A 21,548-nucleotide genomic window follows, 5' to 3' on the forward strand; every position below is an offset into this window, starting at 1 on the left:
GGGCCGCTTCATCAGGCCTGTCGTTGAAGGGTTTCGTCGGAATGCAGCTGGCGCAGAACATGTTTCTGCACCTTGCCGGAGGCGGTGCGGGGAATAGTCTCGACGAAGAGGATGCGCGCCGGGCGTTTGAAAGCCGCGAGCCGCTCCGCGCAATGGCCGGCGATCGCCTCGCCCGTTCCCGCAGCACCCGGCCGTAGCACGACATAGGCAACACCGCATTCGCCCCACCTGGTGTCGGGAATGCCGACGACGGCGACGTCGAGAATATCGGGATGACTGGCGAGCGCGGCTTCGACTTCGGCGGGATAAACATTTTCGCCGCCGCTGATATACATGTCCTTCAGCCGGTCGACGATGCGATAGAAGCCGTTGGCTTCACGCCTGCCGAGATCGCCGGTGCGGTACCAGCCGTCGGTGAAGGCGGCAGCGCTTTCCAGCGGCTTGTTCCAATAGCCCGGCGACACCGCCGGCCCGCGCAGCCAGAGTTCGCCGATCTCGCCTTGATCAACTTCGTGGGCGTCTTCGCCGACAATGCGAATGTCGAGCAACGGCGCCGGTAGTCCGACGCTGCCGGGATTGTCCTGCACCGCGCGCCGGTCGATCGGCACGTGCAGCACCGTTCCCGCCTCGCTCATGCCGTAACCGTTGACCAGCGCGACGCCGTCTTCGAGATAGCTTTCGATCAGCGCTTGCGTCAGCGGCGCACCGCCGACGAAGAGCGCATGCAGGCCGGAAAGTGCTGAGGCGCTATAGGCGGCATCGCCACGCAAGGCGAGCGCGATTTGCGGCACGGCGAAATAATGGGTGATGGCGCGCTTCCGGTCGGCAAGGGCTGCCAGCGTGCGCGCCGGGGTGAAGCGGTCGGAGATCACAAGCGTGCCGCCCAGCATCAATGTGGTGCGCGCCACCGCGATCAGCCCGATCGTATGGAAGAACGGCAGGTCGCACAAGGCTACGGTTTGAGGCCCTATCTCGCCGACGAAGGAAAAATTGACGCCGGCAAAGAAAGCATTACGGCGGGTGATGACGACGCCCTTCGGCTGTCCCGTCGTGCCCGACGTGTAGAGAAGAACGCAGGTTCCATCGGCATCGGCAGGCACCGGTCCGGCCGGAAGGCTCGCCTCGATCCGCGCCGCGAGTCCAGCGGGACCATCGGCTGTCGAAATCACCGTCATCGCGGCATCGGCGTCCGCAAGGCTCGCCACGACAGCCGAAAACTCCTCGTCGTGAATCAGGAGCGCCGGCGTGCAATCGGCAAGGATCGGCCGAAGTTCGGCGGCGTTGAGGCGCCAGTTAAGCGGCACATAGATGGCGCCGGCACGCTGGCAGGCAAAGGCCAGCACGATCGAATCCATCGAATTGCGCGCCAGCATGGCGACCCGCGTCCCATCCAGCTTCGCTCCGAGCACACCGTTTAAAAAGCCGCCGCAGCGGGCGATCCGTGCATCGAGCTCGGCATAGGTGAACTGCCGGCCGGTAGCGATCTCGAAAAGGGCCTGACGATCCGGCGCCACGCGAGCGCGATAGAGGATCGGATCATCCGTCACCAGTCCGCAATCCGCCTGCGAAGCCACCCCGAAAAAGGAATGCGCCATGATTTCCTCCCATGCTCACCGCTCCCACAGCAGGCACCAATTTTGTATGCAACACATACTAATATCTTTTCTCGCAGATGCAAGAGCCGTTTGCGGCAATCTCCTCATTCGGGCGGGCGCCGGAGAAATTGCGGCTGCCGATATTGACTAACCCGCTGATTTTGATGGTTATGGCGCCTGAACGAAGCGAGACGAACGATGGCCGCAAAACCACCGCAGGACGAAGTCGAGGCCGAGACCTCCGTTACGCCGCCGCTCGACGTCGGCCGGCTCGGCGATCTCCTGGGCTTTCACCTGCGCATGGCGCATGTCGCGATCTATCGCGACTTCGCCGAAACCATGGAGGAGCTTGGCCTGACGCAGAAGCAGCTGGCGGTGATGGAACTCGTCGCCGGCAATCCGGGCGCTTCGCAAATCGACCTTGCCAATACGCTCGGCACCGACCGCGCAACCATGATGGCTCTCGTCAACCGGCTGGCAGCCCGCGACTTCATCGAGCGCCGTCCATCCGCCGCCGACCGCCGACGGCAGGAACTCCATCTGACGAAAGCGGGACAGGCAATGCTCATTCGGGCGCGTAAACTGATCGACACGCATGAACAGCGTTTTATCGATCTGTTTTCCCGCGACGAAATGGAGGCACTGCTGGCGGCGCTGAAGCGAATATATAAACGAAACTGAAACCCACTTTCGCTTGGCCCAGCAGTCAGCTCCGAGCCTAAAGATTTCTATTGGGAAATTCCCGTGTTATGATCGCGGCCCTGGCGTCGTCCGCCGTGGGTTCTGCGCACGGAGACTTGTCTAATGAGTGAAATGGACGCACTTTTTGCCGCTCTGCGGCAGGCCGCCGACCCGCAGACGGTCGAGTGCATCGAAAACGTCGTCAAGCATGACTCGGATCGCGATCTCAATCGCATCAATGCGCTCGCTTTCGCAAATCAGCATCATCTCGATGAAGAGAAAACCATCGCAGCACTTCTGCATGCGGCCCGCATCGGCGCGTTCGAAATGACCTGGAATGTGCTTTGCCCGGGATGCGGCGGCGTCCTTGACAGCGGCGCAACCCTCAAAGGGGTCTCCCAAGAGACCTATCATTGCGCGCTCTGCGCGGCCGGATACGAGCCGACGCTCGACGAGATGGTCGAGGTAACATTCACCGTCAGCCCGAGAGTGCGCAGGATTGCCGCCCACGACCCCGATCTGTTACCGCCGCTCGAGTACTATCGCCAAATCTTCTTCAGCTCTGGTGTCGACCTGCCGGAGGATCTGGAAGCGAAGTTTTCACGCATTCAGTTGGAAATGATCGAGCTGGCTCCGGGCGAGAAGGCTTTCGTCTCGCTGCAGCTGCCGGCGCAATTCGTCATCATTTTCGATGCGGTCACGCATTCGGCGCAGTTCATCGACGTGAAGGGCGAGCCCACCAACGAACGCCAAACCCTTTCGATGGTCATCAGCCGGGCGCATGCACTGAACGAAACGCTGACCCTTCGTCCCGGCCTGCTGCGGCTCACCCTCGAAAACCACACCGACCGCAGGGTGGTGCCGAACGTCTGCATCGCAGGGGATGACCTTCACGACCTTCTCGGCCGCAGGCGGCCTTTTCTGACGGCCAAGCGCCTGCTGACGAACCAGAGCTTCAGGGACATCTACCGGACCGACACGCTCGACGTCGACCAGCGCCTCAAGATCACCAGCCTGACTTTCCTCTTCACCGACTTGCGGGGCTCGACCGCGCTCTACGAACGCGTCGGAGATCTTGCCGCTTTCGATCTGGTGCGAGCGCATTTCAGGGTTCTGCACGAGATCGTCGCCACGGAAGCCGGCGCAGTCGTCAAGACCATTGGCGACGCCGTGATGGCGACCTTTCCGAGCCCGGACCGCGCGGTGGCCGCCGCGCTCAGGATGCGGGAGGCGATGCTTCGGTTGAATACCGAACACGGCAGCGACGATCTCCTGCTGAAGATCGGCATCCATGAAGGTCCATGCCTCGCCGTCAACCTCAACGACCGGCAGGACTATTTCGGCCAGACGGTGAATATCGCCTCGCGCGTCCAGGGTCTTGCCGATCCGAATGTGATCATGACGACGGAGGCGATCGTCGGGGATGCCCAGGTTTCGGACATCCTGCGCGACAGCGGCATCACATCGGCCTCGCGGATGGCGGAACTTCAGGGCATCGGCAGAGAGGTCAGAATTTTCGCCCTGTCGTGATCTGGTCTGCTCGCCTTCGCTCCGGCCAGAATGGCCGGCGGAGTCACTTCCAAGAGCAGACGTTCCCTCGAGGCGAGTTTCCCGACCGCGCTATTTGCCCAGGCTGGAAAGCAGTTCGTCGAGCTGCTCCAATTGCTCCGGCAATGCGGCCGCCGAGCCCTGTAGTGCTTCCTCGAGCGCCTCCTTGGACGGATAGACCTCGTGGAACTTCAGCAGCGTCTTCCCGCCTTGGTCCTCGAAGGTCACGGTCGTGATCGCACCCTCTTCGCCCTCGTCGTTGGTCCAGACGATGCGCTCGTTCGGCACCACCTCGAGATACTTGCCATAGAAGGCCATGGTGTCCGAACCGCCGGCGCCGAATTCCAGCCGATATTTGCCGCCGGTACGGACGTCCATATCGCATGACACGAGTGAAACGCCGGATACCGATTTTGGCACCCACCAGCGCCGGAACAACTCGGGCTGGCTCCACGCCTTGTAAACCGTGCTCGGCGGGGCATCAAATGTCCGCGTTACCAAGAGTTCGCGATCCCCTCTGCGCTCGACTGACGTCGGATTCTGCGCACCACCTGCATCGTTAACTTGCTCAGTCATCGCTTCCCTCCTGTTTCATTTCACTGATGATTTCGTCCAATGCTTCGAAGCGGGCCTCGAAGAGCTTGCGATGCGCCTCGATCCACTCGGCCTCTGCCTCGAGACCGCGTTTCCCAAGCTTGCAGGTTCTCACCCGTCCGACCTTCTGTGTGGCAACGAGCCCCGCCCGCTCGAGAACCTGGACATGCTTCTTCATGCCGGTCAGCGTCATCTGGAACTTATCCGCGAGACTGGTGATCGACGCGTCCCCTCGCCCAAGTTGATCGATGATCCCGCGGCGGGTCGCATCTGACAGCGCCGCGAATGTGAGATCGAGGGGAGGACTTCCATACTGAACCATGTAGTTCAGTGTATAGCCTGCTGCCGAAGGAAGCGCAAGCGTCCCGAACTTTCCCTGCCCCAGACCGGTCATTCGAGGTCGTGCACCGCGGCGGCAGGGACAAACGACTGCTCCTGGCACATCGCAGTCCTACTCGGCCTGGGATTCCGTATTGAGCAGGATTTGTGACCCCAGATGGCTATTACTTTGATCAATGCCCGAGCCTAAGGCCAGTCCGCATAACCCGAGGACAACATGCTGTTTTCCGAGCCCGCAGAAGCCCTGGCGATCTCTCGGTAGCCGGCGGGGGAAAGGCCGGTCTTGCGCTTGAAGAAATGGCTGAAATAGGTCGGGTCGCGGAAGCCGAGGCTGTCGGAGATCTCCTGGATATTGCGGGCCGAGCGCTCCAATCTCAGCTTTGCCTCCTGCACCACGCGCTCATGCAGGAGCTGGATCGGCGAGCGGCCGAGCGCCCTTTGGCAGATCGAATGCAGCCGGTCGGCGGTGACGCCCAATTCCGCGGCATAGTCGCTCACCGGCCGGTGCTGGCGGAAGCCGGCCTCGACCAGTTGGCGGTAGCGCTGGAGGATCGAACCGGTTTCGCCCTGCCCGCGCGGCTCGCTTCTTTCGCCGTCGCTGCCGCGCCAGAGCGTCATCAGGATCAGCCTGAGATAGGCCGAGACCACCATCCAGGAGGAACGGGAGGGATCGCCGAGTTCCCGCGCGAAGCCTGAAATGAGCGGACTGATTTCAGCCACCAGCAGGGGATCCCGCACATCGACCAGCTTGCGCTGCTCGGTGAAGAGGCGCAGCGAGTAGGATTCCACCTTGTCGCCGATCGCATCGACCATGATCTGCGCCGAGGCGCCGATGAGATGGGCCGCACTTCCCGCAGCAATCGACAGATCGCAGCGCGCCTGCGGCGGCAGGAAGGCAAGCAGCGGTCCGTGCAGCGGCCGATCTTCGCCACTGTCGAAATGAAGCTCGGCCGCCCCTTCGCCGAGCAGCAGGAAATGGTGGAAATCGGCATAGAGCCCTTTTTGAAGACGGATGCGCCGGTGCGACAGCGACGGCGCATGCCACTCGCCCCTGGCATAGTGATGAATGCCCCCGTCCGTCGCCAAGCCTTGTCCTCCGCTCCCGTCAAATAGTGCCGCAATCGCCAGATAATTACAATATTAACCCAATAAATCGCATTCCATCCACGAATGATCGGCGTAACCTGATCGTCATAAGCCTTTGGGAGGAGGCATTCCGACAACGCAGGAACGCTGAAGCGGCCTTTGGGGCCGTTGCGTCCGCTCGTCTTCTCCCGTGGCAGCAATGCAGGCGTCAGCACCTGGCGCCAGCACGTGACGAATGGGTGAAGCGGTGTTTTCGGCAAAGCTGATGATCAACAATGAGGCGATGGACGCGTCCGAGGGCGCCACCTTCGAACGCGTCGATCCGCTGACTGGCGACGTTGCAACGACCGCCGCTGCCGGATCCATCGCCGACATGACGCGGGCCGCCAATGCGGCCGCTGCCGCCTTTCCCGACTGGTCGCAGACCGGCCCGGGCGAGCGGCGCAGACTGCTGAACGCCGCTGCCGATCTGCTCGATGCCAGAACGCCGGAACTCATTGCCGCCATGACCGGCGAAACCGGCGCCACGGCGCAATGGGCGGCGATCAATTGCCGGCTCGGCGCCGACATTCTGCGCGAGGCGGCGGCGATGACCACGCAAATTTCCGGCGAGCTCATTCCATCGGGCATTCCCGGAAACCTTGCCATGGCGGTGCGCCAGCCGGCGGGCGTCTGCGTCGGCATCGCGCCCTGGAATGCACCCATTATTCTCGGCACCCGCGCCGTCGCCATGCCGCTTGCCTGCGGCAACACGGTCATCCTGAAAGCCTCCGAACTCTGCCCGAAGACCCACGGCTTGATCGGCGACATCCTGCGTGACGCCGGCTTTCCCCGCGGCGTCGTCAATGTCGTCTCCAACGCGCCGAGCGATGCCGCCGCCGTCGTCGATGCGCTGATCGCCCATCCGGCCGTGCGCCGCATCAATTTCACCGGTTCCACCCGTGTCGGCCGCATCATCGCCGAAAGCGCGGCACGGCATCTGAAGCGCTGCCTGCTCGAACTCGGCGGCAAAGCGCCGTTCATCGTGCTCGCCGACGCTGATATCGACGAGGCGGTCGGTGCCGCCGCCTTCGGCGCCTTCATGAACCAGGGCCAGATCTGCATGTCGACCGAGCGGATCATCCTAATGGACGAGATCGCCGACAATTTCGTCGGCAAGTTCCGAACGAAGGCCGAAACCCTCGTCGCAGGTCATCCCGGGGACGGCAATACGCCGCTCGGCACGCTGATCAACGCCGAAGCGGCGCGGCGCGTGAAGTCGCTCGTCGACGATGCCCTGCAGAAGGGCGCGGTGCTCGTCTGCGGTGGCCGGCCCAACGGCACGCTGATGGATGCGACCGTCATCGATCACGTGACGCCTGCCATGCGCATCTACCGCGAGGAGAGTTTCGGGCCGGTTGCCGCGATCGTCCGGGTCGGCAGCGTCGACGAGGCGGTGACGGTTGCCAACGACAATGAATACGGGCTGTCGGCGGCGGTTTTCAGCAGCGATGTCAGTGCAGCGATGGCCGTTGCCATGCGGCTTGAATCCGGCATCTGCCACATCAACGAGGCGACGGTTTCGGACGAGCCGCAAATGCCGTTCGGGGGGGTCAAATCAAGCGGCTACGGCCGCTTCGGCGGCAAGGCCGCAATCGATGAATTCACCGAGCTCAGATGGATCACCATCGCTGGGGGAAAACGACACTACCCGATCTGAATTCAGATCGGGATGAACGAGGCAAACGGGCTGGGAGGCCCGCATCAAGAGGGAGGAACGATTTCATGAACGGCATTTTCCGCAACGGCAAACTCGAGAACGGGAAACTCAACGCGGCGTCTCTCACTCGCCGCTCTTTCATCGCATCGGCTGCCGCAGGCAGTGCGGCGCTGGCGCTTTCCGGCCGCACGGCTTTCGCCCAAGGCGGTGATACGCTGAAGGTCGGCTTTATAAGCCCGCGCACCGGCCCTCTCGGCGGCTTCGGCGAGACCGACGGCTATGTGCTGGAACTGGCACGCAAGGCGCTGGAGGGCGGCCTGCAGGCGGGCGGCAAGACCTGGAAGGTTGAGATTCTCGACCGGGACACCCAGTCCGACCCCTCGCGCGCCGGGCAGCTGGCGAAGGACCTGATCAACAATGAGGCGATCGACCTGATGCTCGCCGTCTCGACGCCCGAAACCATCAATCCGGTGGCCGATGCCTGCGAGGCGGCGGGCATTCCCTGCCTGTCGACGGTCATGCCCTGGGAAGCCTGGTATTTCGGCCGCGGCGCCAAGCCCGGCGCGCCCTCGCCGTTCAAATGGACCTATCATTTCGGCTTCGGCGTCGAAGAGTTCCACAAGGCTTATGTCTCGCAGTGGAACCTGATCGAGACCAACAAGAAGGTCGGGGTCATGTATCCCAACGATGCCGACGGCAACGCGATCCGCACCCATCTGGCGCCGGCACTTGCCAAGGCGGGCTTCACGATCGTCGATCCCGGCGCATATGAAACCGGGACCACCGACTTTACCGCGCAGATCGCTCTCTTCCGGCAGGAAGGCGTCGAGATTTTCAACTCCTTCCCGATCCCGCCCGATTTCGCCGCCTTCTGGCGTCAGGCGGCACAGCAGGGCCTGACCCAGCAGATCAAGATCTGCCAGGTCGCCAAGACGGGCCTCTTTCCATCCGACATCGAGGCGCTCGGCGATCTTGGCCTCAACATCGGCAGCGCCGCCTACTGGCACAAGGCCTTCCCTTACAAATCGACGCTGACCGGCGTCTCCGGAACCGAACTCGCCGACGGTTATGAAACGGCGAGCGGCAAGCAGTGGACGCAGCAGCTCGGCGCCAGCCTGGCGCTGCTCGACGCCGGCTTCGATGCGCTGAAGGCGAGCACCGACGTCAAGAGCAAGGAGGCGGTGGCCAAGGCGCTCGCCACGCTAAAGACGACGACGATCGCCGGCAAGGTCGACTTCACCAGCGGTCCCGTCGCCAATGTTTCTCCCGGACCGATCATCGGCACGCAATGGGTGAAGGCAAAGGAGGGCTCGAAATTCGCGCTCGACTACGTCGTCACCGAAAACGCTACCGATCCCAATGTCCCGGTCGGCGCCAAGCTCACCGCTTACAACGGATAGCAACAGTGCAGAGGCAAGAAGTGCAAAGACGGCCGGGGGAAGCGTTTCTCTCGGCCAAGGGGATCCACAAGCGGTTCGGCGCGCTTGTCGTGCTGGAGAATCTCGATTTCTCCATGGGCGACGGCGAGGCGGTCGGCATCGTCGGGCCGAACGGCGCGGGCAAGACGACGCTGCTCAGCGTGCTCGCCGGCGCCTATCCGCCGAGTGCGGGCAGCATCACCTTCGACGGCACTGAGGTCACCGGCCGGACGGCGGCGGAACGCTGCCGCTCCGGTCTCGTGCGGACGCATCAGATTCCCAAGCCCTTCAGCGGCATGACGACCTTCGAAAATGTCTTCGTCGCCGCCTCGCACGGCAATGCGGCAAGCCGCGACGAGGCCTATGAGCGTGTGGTGGATTCGCTGTCGCTCTGCGGCATGCTCGGCGTCGCCAACCGCCAGGCCGATACGCTCGGCCTGCTCGATCGCAAACGGCTGGAGCTTGCCCGTGCGCTTGCCACTCAGCCGCGGCTGCTGCTGCTCGACGAGATCGGCGGCGGCCTGACCGATGGCGAGGCGAGCGAGCTGGTGGAAACCATCCTGGAGTTGCGCCGCCGCGGCATCGGCATCGTCTGGATCGAGCATATCGTCCATATCCTGCTGCAGGTGGCCGAACGGCTGATCTGCATGGATGCCGGCCGGATCATCGCCGATGGCGAACCGAAGACTGTCATGAGCGATGCGGAAGTGGTCAAAGCCTATCTTGGAGGGACGCCCGCATGAGCCTTCTTTCCATCCAGAATCTCGACGTCCGCCACGGCCTGCTGCACGCGGTGCGCGGGGTCAGCTTCGATATCGCCAAGGGCGAGGTGCTGGCGCTGGTCGGCGCCAACGGCGCCGGCAAGACGACGCTGCTCAGATCGATCGCCGGCGCCCATCTGCCCGCCGCCGGCCGCGTGCTTCTCGGCGATGAAGACTTGGCGGCCGTGCCTTCCCACAAGCGGATCGCCAAGGGCATCGCCCTGGTGCCGGAAGGCCGGCGCCTGTTTGCGCAGATGACTGTCGAAGAGAACCTGCTTCTCGGCAAGAGCTGCGGACGCAAGGGCGCGTGGAGCATCGATCGTGTGCTCGACGCCTTTCCGAACCTGAAACCCCGCCGACACGCCAAGACCGGGCACCTTTCCGGCGGGGAACAGCAGGCGACCGCCATCGGCCGGGCGCTGATGAGCAATCCCGATATTCTTCTGCTGGACGAGGTCTCGCTCGGCCTTTCGCCTCTGGTCGTCGACCGCGTCTATGCCCAGCTGCAGGCGCTGCTGACTTCGGGAACGACAATCGTGCTGGTCGAGCAGGATCTTGGCCGCGCCATGAGTGTCGCCAGCCGTGTCGTTTGCATGCTGGAAGGCCGCATCGTGCTCGACCGGTCGGCAGCCGCCGTCACCCGCGACGAGGTCACCAAAGCCTATTTCGGATTGCACCGGTCATCCGGCGAAAGGAGCCCATCATGATCAACACCCTGATCCAGGGCCTCCTACTCGGCGGTTATTACGCCGTCATCGCTTGCGGCCTGTCCTTCATGTTTTCTGTCATGCGGATCATCAATCTCGCGCATGGCAGCCTGGCGGTCGCGGCCGCCTACGGGCTGTGGCTGCTTGCCGCGAAAGCCGGCATTCCGCCCTTCGCCGGCCTGCTGATCGTGCTGCCCGTCATGGCGGTGATCGGCTGGCTGCTGCAGCGCTTCATTCTCGAACGCAGCGCCCGCGGCGGCACGCTGCTGCCGATTCTCACGACCTTCGGCCTGTCGATCGTCATCGACAACCTGCTGTTCGAACAGTTCGGCGCCGACACACGATCGCTCGCGCCCTTCATCGGCAACCTCTCCTATGCATCCTGGCAGCTGCCGGGCCACATCTTCGTCGGCAAGCTTGCCGTGATGATGATGGTAACGGCGATCCTCATTCTCGGCGGGCTGCAATTTTTCCTCGGCCGTTTTGCGCTCGGCCGCGCCATCCGCGCCACGGCCGAAGATCCGGATACGGCGGGGCTGGTCGGCATCGATGCGCGCAGGGTGAATGCGGTCGCCACCGCCATCACCATGGTCACGATCGGGATCGCCGGCGCCTTTCTCGGCATGCGGGCGACCTTCAGCCCCTATGCGGGCGGCCCGCAGCTGCTCTTTGCCTTCGAGGCCGCGGTCATCGGCGGAGCCGGATCGCTCTGGGGCACGCTTGCCGGCGGCATCATTCTTGGCCTTGCCCAATCGCTCGGAGCGCAATTGCATCCGCAGGGCTTTCTGATCGGCGGCCATGCCGTGTTCCTGCTGGTGCTTTTCATCCGGCTGTCGCGATCCCGCCTGCCGGTTCTCGACAAGATCGCAGCGCTTCTGAAACCCAGCGCCCTGCTCAACCTTCGCGCACGCCTTCGGAGCCCGACATGACATTCGTCTCCAACGGAATATCGATCGAGCGCTGGACGACCTCTTCGCGGGTGGCGCTTGGCTCCATGGCCGCGGTGCTTGCCCTGCTGATCCTCGCTCCCGCCGTGCTCGGCGCCGGTGCGATCGACAGGATGACCGCCCTGTTCATCTATGTGATCCTGGCCGCCATGTGGAATGCGCTTGCCGGTTTCGGCGGGCTGGTCTCGGTCGGCCAGCAGGTGTTCTTCGGCCTCGGCGCCTATTTCACCATTCGGCTCGCCGATGCAGGGCTCGATCCCTTCGTCTCGGTCTTTGCCGCGGCGATCGTGACCGGCGCGCTGTCGATCCCGCTTTCGCTGTTCATGCTGCGGCTGAAGGGCGGAGAGTTTGCGATCGGCATGTGGGTGGTGGCCGAACTCGCGCATCTGCTGGTCAATCTCGACCGGCTGATCCAGGGGGAAACGGGAACCTCGCTGATTTCGCTCAATGTCTATGACAGCGGCACGCGGCGGGCGACGATCTACTGGCTTGCGCTGGCATCGATGGCGGCCCTGCTCGGCGCGCTGTTCATGCTGATGCGCAGCCGCGCCGGTGCGGCGATGCAGGCGATCCGCGACAATGAGGAGGCGGCGACCTCGGTCGGCGTGCGGGTGACCGCCACCAAGCGGCTGCTCTTCGTGCTCGCCGCCTTCGGCATCGCCATCGCCGGCGGCCTGTGGCTGGCGACGGCCACGACCTTCCAGCCGAAGACCTATTTCAGCGTCCAGTGGACGGCCTACATGATCTTCATGGTGCTGGTCGGCGGGATCGGCAAGTTCGAGGGCGCCATCCTCGGGGCCATTCTGTTCTTCGTCATCGAGACTTTCTTCGGCAGCGCCGGCGTCTGGTATCTGATCGGGCTTGGCGCCACCGCACTGATCTTCTCGCTCTACCTGCCGCGCGGCCTCTGGGGCGAAATCGAGCGCCGTTTCAACCTCCAGCTTCTGCCCGTCGGTTACCGGCTGAAACTGCCCGGCCCGACGAAAATCAAATGGAAAGAATAAACCGGCCTGCTTCCCGGTTTTCTTGCGAAAGGTGAAATTCATGCTTTTTGGTAAAACAATCCTGGTGACCGGCGTCGCCTCCGGCATCGGCGCCCGAACGGCGGAACTGGCCGGCCAGATGGGGGCCGAGGTCATCGGTGTCGATGTGCGCGAACCGGCGGGCGGAAGTGCCGCCTTCATCAAGGGCGATCTCTCCACGCCATCGGGCGTTGCCGAAATCGTCGCGCAGTTGCCAATGCGCCTCGACGCACTTGCCAATGTCGCCGGCCTTTCCGGCAATACCGGCGTCGTCTCGACGCTCGCCGTCAATTTCTACGGGCTGCGCGCGCTGTCGGAAGCCGTGGCACCCCGCCTGCGCGAAGGCGGCGCCATCGTCAACGTCGCCTCGATCGCCGGTTACGGCTGGCGCGCCAATCTCGAGCGGGCCAAATCGCTGACCTCGATCGACGGCTTTCCGGATGTCGCGGCCGTTGTCGCCGAACACGGCCTCAAGGACGAGCAAGGTTATCCGCTCTCCAAGGAACTGCTGCTGCTCTGGACCATGCGCGCCGCCCACCAGCCGCTGTTCAAGGACCGCGGCATCCGCGTCAATGCGGTGAGCCCCGGGCCAGTGGAAACGCCGATCCTGAAACAGTTCCGCGCCGTGCTCGGCGACGCCCGGGTCGACAGCGACATCACCCGTGTCGGCCGTGCCGGCACATCAGCCGATATTGCGCCCGCCGTGCTCTTCCTCTGCTCGGACGGCGGACGCTGGATCAACGGTGCCAATCTTGCCGCCGACGGCGGCCTTGAAGCCTCTGTCAATGCCGACGTTCTCGGCTTCTAGTTCTTTCCCAGGAGACCCACGATGAATATTTCCCTGCTTATAAACGGCGCCGACCGGGCAGCCTCCAGCGGCCGGACCTATGACCGGATCGACCCCTTCACCGAGAAGCTTGCGAGCCGAGCCGCCGCCGCGAGCCTTGAGGATGTCACTGCGGCCGTCGACGCCGCTTCCGCCGCCTTCGGCGCCTGGTCGAAAACCGGGCCCGGCCAGCGCCGCGCCATCCTGATGAAGGCCGCCGATATCATGGATTCGAAAGTGGCCGAGTTTACCCGGCTGATGATCGAGGAGACCGGCGCCACCGCGCCCTGGGCCGGCTTCAACGTCATGCTCGCCGCCAACATCCTGCGCGAGGCGGGCGCGATGACGACGCAGATTTCAGGCGAAATCATCCCGTCCGACAAGCCCGGCTCGCTTTCCATGGGCGTTCGCCAGGCGGCCGGTGTCTGCTTGGCGATTGCCCCGTGGAATGCGCCCGTCATCCTCGCCACCCGCGCCATCGCCATGCCGATCGCCTGCGGCAACACCGTCATCCTCAAGGCATCCGAACAATGCCCGGGCACCCACCGGCTGATCGCGACAGTGCTGACCGAAGCGGGGCTACCGGCCGGCGTCATCAATGTTCTCACCAATGCCCCGGAGGACGCGCCGGAGATCGTTACAGCACTCATCGCCCATCCCGCCGTCAGGCGCGTCAACTTCACCGGCTCGACCAAGGTCGGCAAGATCATCGCCGAGACCTGCGGCAAATATCTGAAACCCGCGTTGCTCGAGCTCGGCGGCAAGGCGCCGCTGGTCATTCTCGACGATGCCGATATCGACGGCGCCGTCAATGCCGCCATTTTCGGCGCCTTCATGCACCAGGGCCAGATCTGCATGTCGACCGAGCGGATCATCGTCGACACGGCGATCGCCGATCAGTTCGTCGCCAAACTGGCCGCCCGCGCCAGCCAGCTGCCGGCCGGCGACCCGCGTGGCCATGTCGTTCTCGGCTCGCTGGTCAGCCTCGACGCGGCCAAAAAAATGGAGGAGCTGATTGCCGATGCCACGGCCAAGGGTGCCAAACTCGTGGCCGGCGGCAAGCGCTCCGGCACCGTCGTCGAGGCGACGCTGCTCGATCACGTCACCCCCGAGATGCGCGTCTATGCGGAAGAATCCTTCGGCCCGGTCAAGCCGATCATTCGCGTCTCCGGTGAGGAAGAAGCCATCCGCATCGCCAACGACACCGAATACGGCCTGTCGTCGGCGGTTTTCAGCCGCAACATTCAGCGGGCAATGGCGGTTGCCGCGCGCATCGAATCCGGCATCTGCCATATCAATGGCCCAACGCTGCATGACGAGGCACAAATGCCCTTCGGCGGCGTCAAGGGCAGCGGCTACGGCCGCTTCGGCGGCAAGGCGGCGATCGCCGAATTTACCGACCTGCGTTGGATCACGGTCGAGGATTCCGCCCAGCATTATCCCTTCTGACGAAGGACAGATCGCGCCAATTCAAGCAATAGAGCGTCCTGTCGGATACGCGGCGCTCTATCGCAGTTTTAGCCCGATCATTGCGGCCATCACCAGCCTGGACCAACATCCTCTTACTCATCGCGCTTGAGATCTTTGGGAACGGCATATTTCGATCCGTCGTAACGCAGCCGGTGATTGCCAATCGTCGTTTTGTCTTCGCTCTGGCAGCCACCATCCTTTCCGACCGTGGCGACGGAAGTGGTCGTTTTTTCGGTTACGACGATATCGGCAAACACGCCTTTTGCTTGTGAACCCATTGAAAGCGTGCGCGTGGTTTCATTGAACTCACCGGCACAGGCGGTATCCCATTCTCCGTGGTTCTCGCTGACGACTATATTGTCGAGAACCGGCTTCAGCCCGTCAGCGTCGGCCGAAAAGAGCCATAAGGTCGTTTCGCCGAATGGATTGGCGCGCGAACTACCTTCCCGCGTAACACGCAATCCAAAAGCCGTTTTCCCAGGGGCGAGTTGATAACGTGCGGTATCGAAGGCGACGCTTTCTACATGAATGGCATCGTCGGACATAAGTCCCTGAAGACGCAGGCGCTGCTTTACATGAAGATTGGTGCTGTCGACCACGAGCAGTTCGATGTCACCCTCGTTTTCCGAGTCCGACTGCTCTGTCATCAATGGGACAGCAACAAGCGTCAGTTGCGGTTGAGCTGGCCAAATCCGGCAAATCACCCGACGCGGATGGGCCTCGACATTGTCGTCAGTCGGCAATGTGATGGTTGCGCCCCCAAACAGAAAAGCGTCGTCGGCCTTGTTGGCACCCGGATAGGCAAGACGGATGATGTCTGAGGCGCGGCCGGCGCATTCGTTCTGGCCCGCCGATGCCGCTGGAGCGCTGACAGCAACGCCGAGTCCGATCAGAACGATCAGTTCGAAGAATGAAGCGCGTGCGTTGGAAAGCTGCGTCAATGCAATTCCCTCCGAAAAGCCACAGGCATATTCGAAACGTGACATTTGGCAATATCGGGAGAATCGAAAAATATCAGCGGCCAAGGACCGAACAACATCCGTTGGCCGCGACAATGCTACAGCAATCGGAGGCGTTCATCTGTGGCCGACCGACAACCTATATTCCTAAATTGAGTGCGATGGCTACCTGTGTCACGCACCAGATCGAGCTGCCGGCTCGAGCCTGGAACCAAAACCCTGTCACGCGTATTCGTCTAGATTGGCTTTCGAACTTATGTCGGCTGAGCGAATGTCCTTGCACCTCAAACGAATCTACGAGCCGAAAGACGACAAGGACGGCACGCGCATCCTCGTCGACCGGCTATGGCCGCGCGGGTTGAGCAATCAGGATGCGGCAGTCGATATCTGGATGAAAGATAAAGCGCCAAGTCCGGCGCTGCGCCGTTGGTTTGGCCATGATCCCGCCAAATGGACCGAGTTCCAACGCCGGTATCGGGACGAGCTGGAAAAGAACCCGTCCGCCGTCGAGGAGCTGAAACGCCAGATCGGACCATCGGACGCGACACTTCTCTACGGCGCGAAAGACCTGCACCACAATCACGCTATCGTGCTTCAGCGCTTCCTCGGCAAAGATTGACAGGTCGGTGACCGCGACCATGCTCAACCCAGAAATCAACCATCGCGTCAGGCAGCTTCCCGCGATAGCCCGCGGCCTGCGAAGCAGAAGCCGCTATACCGTCTTTGAGCGGTCCGAATTCATCCAGTATTTCCTGTAAGGGGGCACCGAGGTATCGCAGACATATCGGCTCCTAATTGACAACGAGATTAACACGCATCATCGGGCAACCGCTGCGCGCGAGTTCTTGTGCTCGCTGGCTGGACGCCGTAGCGCTACCGTGACCCGATCGTCCGGCGTGGGATCACCGTTCAGAAGCCGCCTTCCCCATCGGCAGGAGGCGTGTAATCGTACAATGTCGGCGGTTCCACGGAAGCCAAAAAGACCAGATGCTCGACCAATGGCATCTTCTGAAGCTTCTTCAATATATTGCGGCCGCCTAGATTAAGTGCAGGCGCAAAACCGTAAATTTGGCCCCATGTCAGAGGTCCGAGAGTTTCGAAAGCCTGAGGCATCATGTTTTTCCGATTTTCATCTTCCCACAGGGGGCGTGGCCGGTGAGAAGCGCCCTGAAAAACACAGGCCCAGCATAACTTCGTCGGTCCATTCACGCTGGTTTTCCTCATTATACCCACGAGGATCGACGCTCACCTTGTTCATCAGGAGGTGCAACCTGATCATAGCGTCGCCATTCCAGATATCGATTTCCCCGAAGGCGGTGTAGCCGAAGGCATACATCTTTGCGGGATCAAGCTCCGGATCGCCACAAGAGACATAGTCCAGTACCGGCTTGGGCAAGGATGGATCGCAAAGCCAATGCTGACCGTTGGACCAGCTGCACCAGCCATGATCTGCCCAGAACCTGAGAACAAAGTCCGGCAACTTGCCGCGGTAGGCCTCTATCTCGGCTCCGCTCGGGCGGGTGATATTGTCGATCTTATAAGCCGAGAGGAACTCGTCGAACCACTTGATCTCGAAGATATTGTAGTTTGAAGGCAAGTTTTACGCTCCGAAAAGCGGCCCAGGCTTGCACGAGCACCGCAGCAAGCTATTCAAATGTAAGCCACTGAACTCCCTGAATTAGCCGGCCGCCATGCTCGCAGGCATCACCAAAGCGGGCGATCTTCTGGCCGCCGATCTTGGCAACAGACGATCCGCTGGTAATGCCGGCTGTCGTCGGAACACCCGTGCATGTGCACGTGTCTCCCACCGTTGCGATCGGCACGCCTTCGACGCAAACGAAAGATTGGGATGTCGAAGACACCGGACCTCCAACATGCGGCCGCGGGCCGGGATCGACCATCGGGCAAACATGCATATGGCCTTTGAGTGTGACCGGACGGCCGACCATTCTGGAGTTCCTCTTCATTGTACCGGCAAACCGGCCCACATAGTCCTGTGGCTTCCGACGTGCGCAAACGGGCGTCTGGCATCAACGTTCGATCACGCGCATCGGTTGCGGCGGGAAAGGAGCATTGTCCATCAATTGCAGCTCATGCGCCTGCGCCAAAATCGCCATATGCGGCAACGCTTCGTAGATCGTCAGGCTGGCCAGAGCCCTGTTCCCGCCGAGCGCGAGGATCGGCCTGAACCCGTAGATCTGCCCTACGCCGAGCTTGCCGAGCTTCGAACGCGCCGGCTTGAATAGCTTCTTAGCGTGGGCGTCGTATTCGTCGAAGGTCGGATCGTCGAGCAGCATTAACTGGGTGGTAACAGCAAGATTGGGGTCGTATCTCTTGCCGTTGACAAGCGCCGGACATGACACCTGCCCTTTCACGAGATCGATGGTCACGTCTTGATGAACTTCATTCCATGCGACGATCGTTCCAAATGCGCCGAAGCCCAGAGCATGTGTTTGCTCGGCATGGATATCGGGATCACCACCGAACACGAGCTTCAGGATGCCGCTATATCGGCCAGGATCGCAGAACTGGAAATAGCCGTCGAGAACGGTACCGATACCATTCTGCTGCCAGAACTCGATCACCGCATCGGGAACCCTGCCGCGGTAGCGCTCCACATCGATGGCCGTGTCCCCACCCTGCGGAGCACCGAAATCCTTGATGATTGAAGCAAGCCTTACCTGATAATCCTTCACGGTGCCTCCACTTAGAACCGATAAATGCACTCAGGGTCGAGCTCCGGATCGCCACGAAAGACATAGTCCAGTACCGGCTTGGGCAAGGATGGATCGCAAAGCCAATACTGACCGTTGGACCAGCTGCACCAGCCATGATCTGCCCAGAAACGGAGCAGAAAGTCCGGCAACTTGCCGCGGTAGGCCTCTATCTCGGTTCCGCTCGGGCGGGCCGTCGAACCACTTGATCTCGAAGATATTGTAGTTTGAAGTCAAGGTTTTACGCTCCGAAAAGCGGCCCAGACTTGCACGAGCACCGCAGCAAGCTATTCAAATGCAAGCCACGGAACTCCCTGAATTAGCCGGCCCCCATGCTCGCAGGCATCACCAAATCGGGCGATCTTCTCACCGCCAATCTTGGCAACGGACGATCCGCTGGTAATGCCGGCTGTCGTCGGAACGCCCGTGCATGTGCACTTGTCTCCCACCGTTGCGATTGGCACGCCTTCGACGCAGACGAAAGTTTGGGATGTCGAAGACACCGGACCTCCAACATGCGGCCGCGGGCCCGGATCGACCATCGGGCAGACATGCATATGGCCTTTGAGCGTGACCGGACGGCCAACCATCGTCAGACTCCTCGTCTTCGAAAGCGCTTAAAATACTGTCACTCCTGCCAATGACACCGTCTCGCAGCAGGAGATTGGCTCACATCAACTGCCAATTGTTCTAACAAGCTTCGGGGGAAATACCGAGTTATCCACGAGATGCATGTGGTGCGCCTGGGCCAGGATCGCCATGTGCGGAAGAGCTTCATAAATCTTGATACTCTCGGCAGCCCGATTACCACCGAGGGCGAGAATGGGTGTGAAACCATAGATGTGGCCAGCTTGCAATTTTCCAAGTTTCAGTTTTGCAGATTTGAAAAGCCCCTTTCCATCGGTGCCGAGAACGTCGAAGGACGGGTCATCCGCCAGCAGCAAACGACTCAAGATGGTCACACTTGGATCAATATGAGGTTTGGGATTGAACATCGACCGGCAGGCTATCTGACCACTAACCAGATTTATTCTGACATCGCGAAATTGCTCGTTCCATGCAATGATCTCACCGAATGCACTGAAACCGACAGCATGAGTTTGAGCCGGAGCTATTTGTGAGTCGCCGTCGAAAACCTGGTTTATAATGCCCCGATACGCCTGCGGAGCACATAACTGAAAGTATCCGTCGAAAAACGGACCTGCCCCCACCTTCTCCCATAGATCAAAAACGCCCTGCGGGATTCGCCCTTCATAGGAAGAGTGATCTATCTTGAGAGCAACAGTCTCTTCGACATTGCCGCCGGAGAACTTGTCAACAACCGAGTTCAATCTGTCGCTGTATTGTTCCATTTATCTTCCTGCGCAGTTAAGGGGTGCTCATGACATCGGCACTGAGCCGGTCGATTGACCGGGTTTAACACCGGACGGGGAATTCGGAGCCGCAGACGGATTTTCTGACTCGGAAGATCCTTCTTCGTTACAGATTTTCAAGTCCGCGTTCATGCCTTCTCCCCTTTCTTTAGCTTTTTCCGCATGTTGTTTGAGTTGTTCCAGTCGTGTCTTCTCCGATGTATCACCCGTCTTGGACCATTGTGAGCCAATCGATCTGTTCGTCGACCTCGGCCCCAGCCCACCATTATGTTCAGAAATTTTTCCAGTTCCACCGGTTGACAGGTCGGGCGTATGAATAACATCCATCGTCCTCAGCTCTTTTTGGGCTGCGGCCCTTGCAGCCGTCTCGTCGAGGCCCTCTTCGACAAGATCAGCCGTCTTGTTATCAAGCCAATTATTCCGCGCGGTCGCCCGATCCACGGCCTCCTCGGCGCCTCGGCCGATTTTCTCATAAGTGTCCATATTTTTAAGGAGCGTATCCGGCGGAATCTCGTTGATAGCGTCCTGCTGCTCTTTGAGTTGGCGCTTGAATTCCGTGATCTGGTCGTCCGTCGATCCTTTCGGTGGCTTGAAGCAATCAATCTCTCCACAGTCTACGCAGGGCTTGGCGGCTTCTTGCTCTTTGGTCTCGGTCTCGGCTGCTTCGTTAGCACCTTCCATGTAGTTCGCGATGGCTCCCGCTGCCGCGCGGCCTGCCATGCCACCGACTCTGGCCCCGACCGCGCGACCGATCCAGGCCCCAACCGGCCCACCGAGAAAGCCTCCAATGACGCTGCCTAAAGCGCCGCCTGCGATTTGACCGCCGTACTGGCCTACAGTTTCCGCTACCGCTGAGGTCATGACGCCGCCCCGTTGAAGGCATTACCGAAACGGAGCGCGTCAACCGTGTGGCCGATCAGTTCCTTGACCCGAGCGTCAGGCGAGGCTCCCTTTTCCTGGATGAAGCTTCGCACTTCCGGAAGATCCGCCGCTTTGCCGTCGGAGACGACCATTACATATGCCCAACGCGCGCGTCCTCGCTCGGTCCGAATCCCAAGCTCGTCGGCCGTTCTTTCGCTCGCCAGTGTGGCTCCCCACACGAAGTCGTCATCCACGCCCGAAAAATGAGGCGGTGTATTCTTCTTGAGGTAACGCGCAATCCGCAGCCGCGATGAATGCAGCATGGCGGCCTTTAGTCTCTCCATCTGGTCCGGCTCCAACCGGAGCGGGCCGATCGCCGAATCCGGCATGTTGTCGGCCTTGCGCGCCCGCCGGACGCCCCCATAATCCGGCCCGTTGAAAACGACGCCATCTGCCGGCCCTAGAAACCGGGCGAATTGCGATCTCGTCAGGATCGGCAGCACCGCGCCGAGGACGTTGGGATCCCAATGGCGAAAGAGAACCCTCTCATAGCGCTGCTTTTGCGCCGCGCCCTGTTGCCTGTCCTCGCCGTCTTCGCGCGGGATCATGACCTCGTTCAGCGTCCTGAGGTGGCGGTAGAGCGTGTCCGGTCCTTCGGGGCACGACCAATAGACTGCGCAATTGTGATGCGTATCAAGCCAGTCGACATGTGACCGCATCGATGCCGACGAAAGCTCGGTCATCCACGGCCCTGCGCGACGAAAATCGAGGGGTATTCCCTCCAGAAACAGCGAGCGGCAGGAAATTGCTTCGGAGGCCAATGCGGTCGGGAGGTCGTCAAAGGCGCCCCCATCCAGCACGACAGTGACGGGTCCGCTCATCTCATCGACAGTCTGCCTCAGGACTCGAGTGGATTCGGCGATGTCCGGTAGATCGATTACTGGGGTT

The 21,548-nt window shown here is 61.4% G+C and carries 25 protein-coding genes; 11 read left to right on the plus strand and 14 right to left on the minus strand.

What is annotated here, in order from left to right:
• Positions 1 to 11 precede the first annotated feature (11 nt).
• Positions 12 to 1,595 (minus strand): AMP-binding protein, encoded by a 1,584-nt coding sequence (locus FFM81_RS24615; RefSeq protein WP_138386072.1) that lies wholly within the window; start codon positions 1,593 to 1,595, stop codon positions 12 to 14.
• Between the two features lie 198 nt (positions 1,596 to 1,793).
• Here FFM81_RS24615 and FFM81_RS24620 point away from each other — a divergent pair, with 198 nt between their 5' ends.
• Both FFM81_RS24620 and FFM81_RS24625 read left to right on the plus strand, forming a co-directional pair.
• A complete protein-coding gene (locus FFM81_RS24620) occupies positions 1,794 to 2,276 on the plus strand; it encodes a MarR family winged helix-turn-helix transcriptional regulator (protein ID WP_003568797.1) in 483 nt (160 codons plus the stop codon).
• Between the two features lie 123 nt (positions 2,277 to 2,399).
• Positions 2,400 to 3,806 (plus strand): adenylate/guanylate cyclase domain-containing protein, encoded by a 1,407-nt coding sequence (locus tag FFM81_RS24625; protein WP_138386071.1) that lies wholly within the window; start codon positions 2,400 to 2,402, stop codon positions 3,804 to 3,806.
• 90 nt (positions 3,807 to 3,896) lie between these two features.
• Here FFM81_RS24625 and FFM81_RS24630 read toward each other — a convergent pair whose 3' ends face one another.
• From FFM81_RS24630 to FFM81_RS24640, 3 genes are all read right to left on the minus strand, one after another.
• Entirely contained in the window at positions 3,897 to 4,400 is a 504-nt protein-coding gene (locus tag FFM81_RS24630) for an SRPBCC family protein (RefSeq protein ID WP_003568793.1), read from the minus strand.
• Positions 4,393 to 4,740: an ArsR/SmtB family transcription factor gene (locus tag FFM81_RS24635; RefSeq protein WP_025418650.1), complete on the minus strand. Its 348-nt coding sequence runs from the start codon at positions 4,738 to 4,740 to the stop codon at positions 4,393 to 4,395. Before FFM81_RS24635 ends, FFM81_RS24630 begins: the two co-directional genes overlap by 8 nt.
• A 203-nt stretch (positions 4,741 to 4,943) precedes the next feature.
• On the minus strand, positions 4,944 to 5,843 hold the full coding sequence (locus tag FFM81_RS24640; protein WP_138386070.1) for a helix-turn-helix transcriptional regulator: 900 nt from the start codon (positions 5,841 to 5,843) through the stop codon (positions 4,944 to 4,946).
• 235 nt (positions 5,844 to 6,078) lie between these two features.
• On the opposite strand from FFM81_RS24640, the gene FFM81_RS24645 reads away from it, so the two are divergent.
• The 8 genes from FFM81_RS24645 to FFM81_RS24680 all read left to right on the plus strand — a co-directional run bounded on the left by FFM81_RS24645 (position 6,079) and on the right by FFM81_RS24680 (position 14,672).
• A complete protein-coding gene (locus tag FFM81_RS24645; protein ID WP_138386069.1) occupies positions 6,079 to 7,542 on the plus strand; it encodes an aldehyde dehydrogenase in 1,464 nt (487 codons plus the stop codon).
• A gap of 65 nt (positions 7,543 to 7,607) precedes the next feature.
• Positions 7,608 to 8,942 carry an ABC transporter substrate-binding protein gene (locus FFM81_RS24650; RefSeq protein WP_025418647.1) on the plus strand — a complete coding sequence of 445 codons (1,335 nt, stop codon included), beginning with the start codon at positions 7,608 to 7,610 and terminating at the stop codon, positions 8,940 to 8,942.
• Between the two features lie 5 nt (positions 8,943 to 8,947).
• The gene (locus FFM81_RS24655; RefSeq protein WP_025418646.1) at positions 8,948 to 9,703 is read left to right on the plus strand and encodes an ABC transporter ATP-binding protein; all 756 of its coding nucleotides are present in this window, start codon (positions 8,948 to 8,950) and stop codon (positions 9,701 to 9,703) included.
• Positions 9,700 to 10,428 (plus strand): ABC transporter ATP-binding protein, encoded by a 729-nt coding sequence (locus FFM81_RS24660; protein WP_138386068.1) that lies wholly within the window; start codon positions 9,700 to 9,702, stop codon positions 10,426 to 10,428. The genes FFM81_RS24655 and FFM81_RS24660 overlap by 4 nt, the downstream gene beginning before the upstream one ends.
• Positions 10,425 to 11,357 (plus strand): branched-chain amino acid ABC transporter permease, encoded by a 933-nt coding sequence (locus FFM81_RS24665; protein WP_025418644.1) that lies wholly within the window; start codon positions 10,425 to 10,427, stop codon positions 11,355 to 11,357. Before FFM81_RS24660 ends, FFM81_RS24665 begins: the two co-directional genes overlap by 4 nt.
• Positions 11,354 to 12,379, plus strand: a complete 1,026-nt coding sequence (locus FFM81_RS24670) for a branched-chain amino acid ABC transporter permease (RefSeq protein ID WP_138386067.1) — start codon at positions 11,354 to 11,356, stop codon at positions 12,377 to 12,379. Before FFM81_RS24665 ends, FFM81_RS24670 begins: the two co-directional genes overlap by 4 nt.
• A 40-nt stretch (positions 12,380 to 12,419) precedes the next feature.
• A complete protein-coding gene (locus tag FFM81_RS24675; RefSeq protein ID WP_138386066.1) occupies positions 12,420 to 13,205 on the plus strand; it encodes a coniferyl-alcohol dehydrogenase in 786 nt (261 codons plus the stop codon).
• Between the two features lie 21 nt (positions 13,206 to 13,226).
• Positions 13,227 to 14,672 carry an aldehyde dehydrogenase gene (locus tag FFM81_RS24680; protein ID WP_138386065.1) on the plus strand — a complete coding sequence of 482 codons (1,446 nt, stop codon included), beginning with the start codon at positions 13,227 to 13,229 and terminating at the stop codon, positions 14,670 to 14,672.
• A gap of 113 nt (positions 14,673 to 14,785) precedes the next feature.
• On the opposite strand, the gene FFM81_RS24685 is transcribed toward FFM81_RS24680, so the two are convergent.
• Complete coding sequence (locus FFM81_RS24685; RefSeq protein WP_245456621.1) at positions 14,786 to 15,679, minus strand: PA3715 family protein; 894 nt, start codon at positions 15,677 to 15,679, stop codon at positions 14,786 to 14,788.
• Between the two features lie 244 nt (positions 15,680 to 15,923).
• Here FFM81_RS24685 and FFM81_RS24690 point away from each other — a divergent pair, with 244 nt between their 5' ends.
• Positions 15,924 to 16,271, plus strand: coding sequence for a DUF488 domain-containing protein (locus FFM81_RS24690; protein WP_025418639.1), 348 nt, complete (start codon positions 15,924 to 15,926; stop codon positions 16,269 to 16,271).
• 290 nt (positions 16,272 to 16,561) lie between these two features.
• Here the strand turns inward: FFM81_RS24690 and FFM81_RS33255 are convergent, their stop codons facing one another.
• The 9 genes from FFM81_RS33255 to FFM81_RS24730 all read right to left on the minus strand — a co-directional run bounded on the left by FFM81_RS33255 (position 16,562) and on the right by FFM81_RS24730 (position 21,481).
• Complete coding sequence (locus FFM81_RS33255) at positions 16,562 to 16,876, minus strand: T6SS immunity protein Tdi1 domain-containing protein (RefSeq protein WP_343073725.1); 315 nt, start codon at positions 16,874 to 16,876, stop codon at positions 16,562 to 16,564.
• Complete coding sequence (locus FFM81_RS24695) at positions 16,782 to 17,249, minus strand: GAD-like domain-containing protein (protein ID WP_246401336.1); 468 nt, start codon at positions 17,247 to 17,249, stop codon at positions 16,782 to 16,784. The genes FFM81_RS33255 and FFM81_RS24695 overlap by 95 nt, the downstream gene beginning before the upstream one ends.
• A 49-nt stretch (positions 17,250 to 17,298) precedes the next feature.
• Positions 17,299 to 17,601: a PAAR domain-containing protein gene (locus FFM81_RS24700; protein ID WP_138386064.1), complete on the minus strand. Its 303-nt coding sequence runs from the start codon at positions 17,599 to 17,601 to the stop codon at positions 17,299 to 17,301.
• Positions 17,602 to 17,682: 81 nt separating this feature from the next.
• A complete protein-coding gene (locus FFM81_RS24705; RefSeq protein ID WP_025418637.1) occupies positions 17,683 to 18,348 on the minus strand; it encodes a GAD-like domain-containing protein in 666 nt (221 codons plus the stop codon).
• An 11-nt stretch (positions 18,349 to 18,359) separates the two neighbouring features.
• Entirely contained in the window at positions 18,360 to 18,518 is a 159-nt protein-coding gene (locus FFM81_RS24710) for a GAD-like domain-containing protein (RefSeq protein WP_245295460.1), read from the minus strand.
• 135 nt (positions 18,519 to 18,653) lie between these two features.
• Positions 18,654 to 18,956 carry a PAAR domain-containing protein gene (locus FFM81_RS24715; protein WP_041686676.1) on the minus strand — a complete coding sequence of 101 codons (303 nt, stop codon included), beginning with the start codon at positions 18,954 to 18,956 and terminating at the stop codon, positions 18,654 to 18,656.
• A gap of 84 nt (positions 18,957 to 19,040) precedes the next feature.
• Entirely contained in the window at positions 19,041 to 19,718 is a 678-nt protein-coding gene (locus FFM81_RS24720) for a GAD-like domain-containing protein (protein ID WP_003568764.1), read from the minus strand.
• Between the two features lie 27 nt (positions 19,719 to 19,745).
• On the minus strand, positions 19,746 to 20,600 hold the full coding sequence (locus tag FFM81_RS24725) for a polymorphic toxin type 15 domain-containing protein (RefSeq protein ID WP_025418636.1): 855 nt from the start codon (positions 20,598 to 20,600) through the stop codon (positions 19,746 to 19,748).
• Positions 20,597 to 21,481 (minus strand): DUF4123 domain-containing protein, encoded by an 885-nt coding sequence (locus FFM81_RS24730; RefSeq protein ID WP_246401340.1) that lies wholly within the window; start codon positions 21,479 to 21,481, stop codon positions 20,597 to 20,599. Before FFM81_RS24730 ends, FFM81_RS24725 begins: the two co-directional genes overlap by 4 nt.
• Positions 21,482 to 21,548: the final 67 nt, after the last annotated feature.

The organism is Rhizobium hidalgonense (assembly GCF_005862185.2).
In the GTDB taxonomy this organism is placed as follows: Bacteria; Pseudomonadota; Alphaproteobacteria; order Rhizobiales; family Rhizobiaceae; genus Rhizobium; species Rhizobium hidalgonense.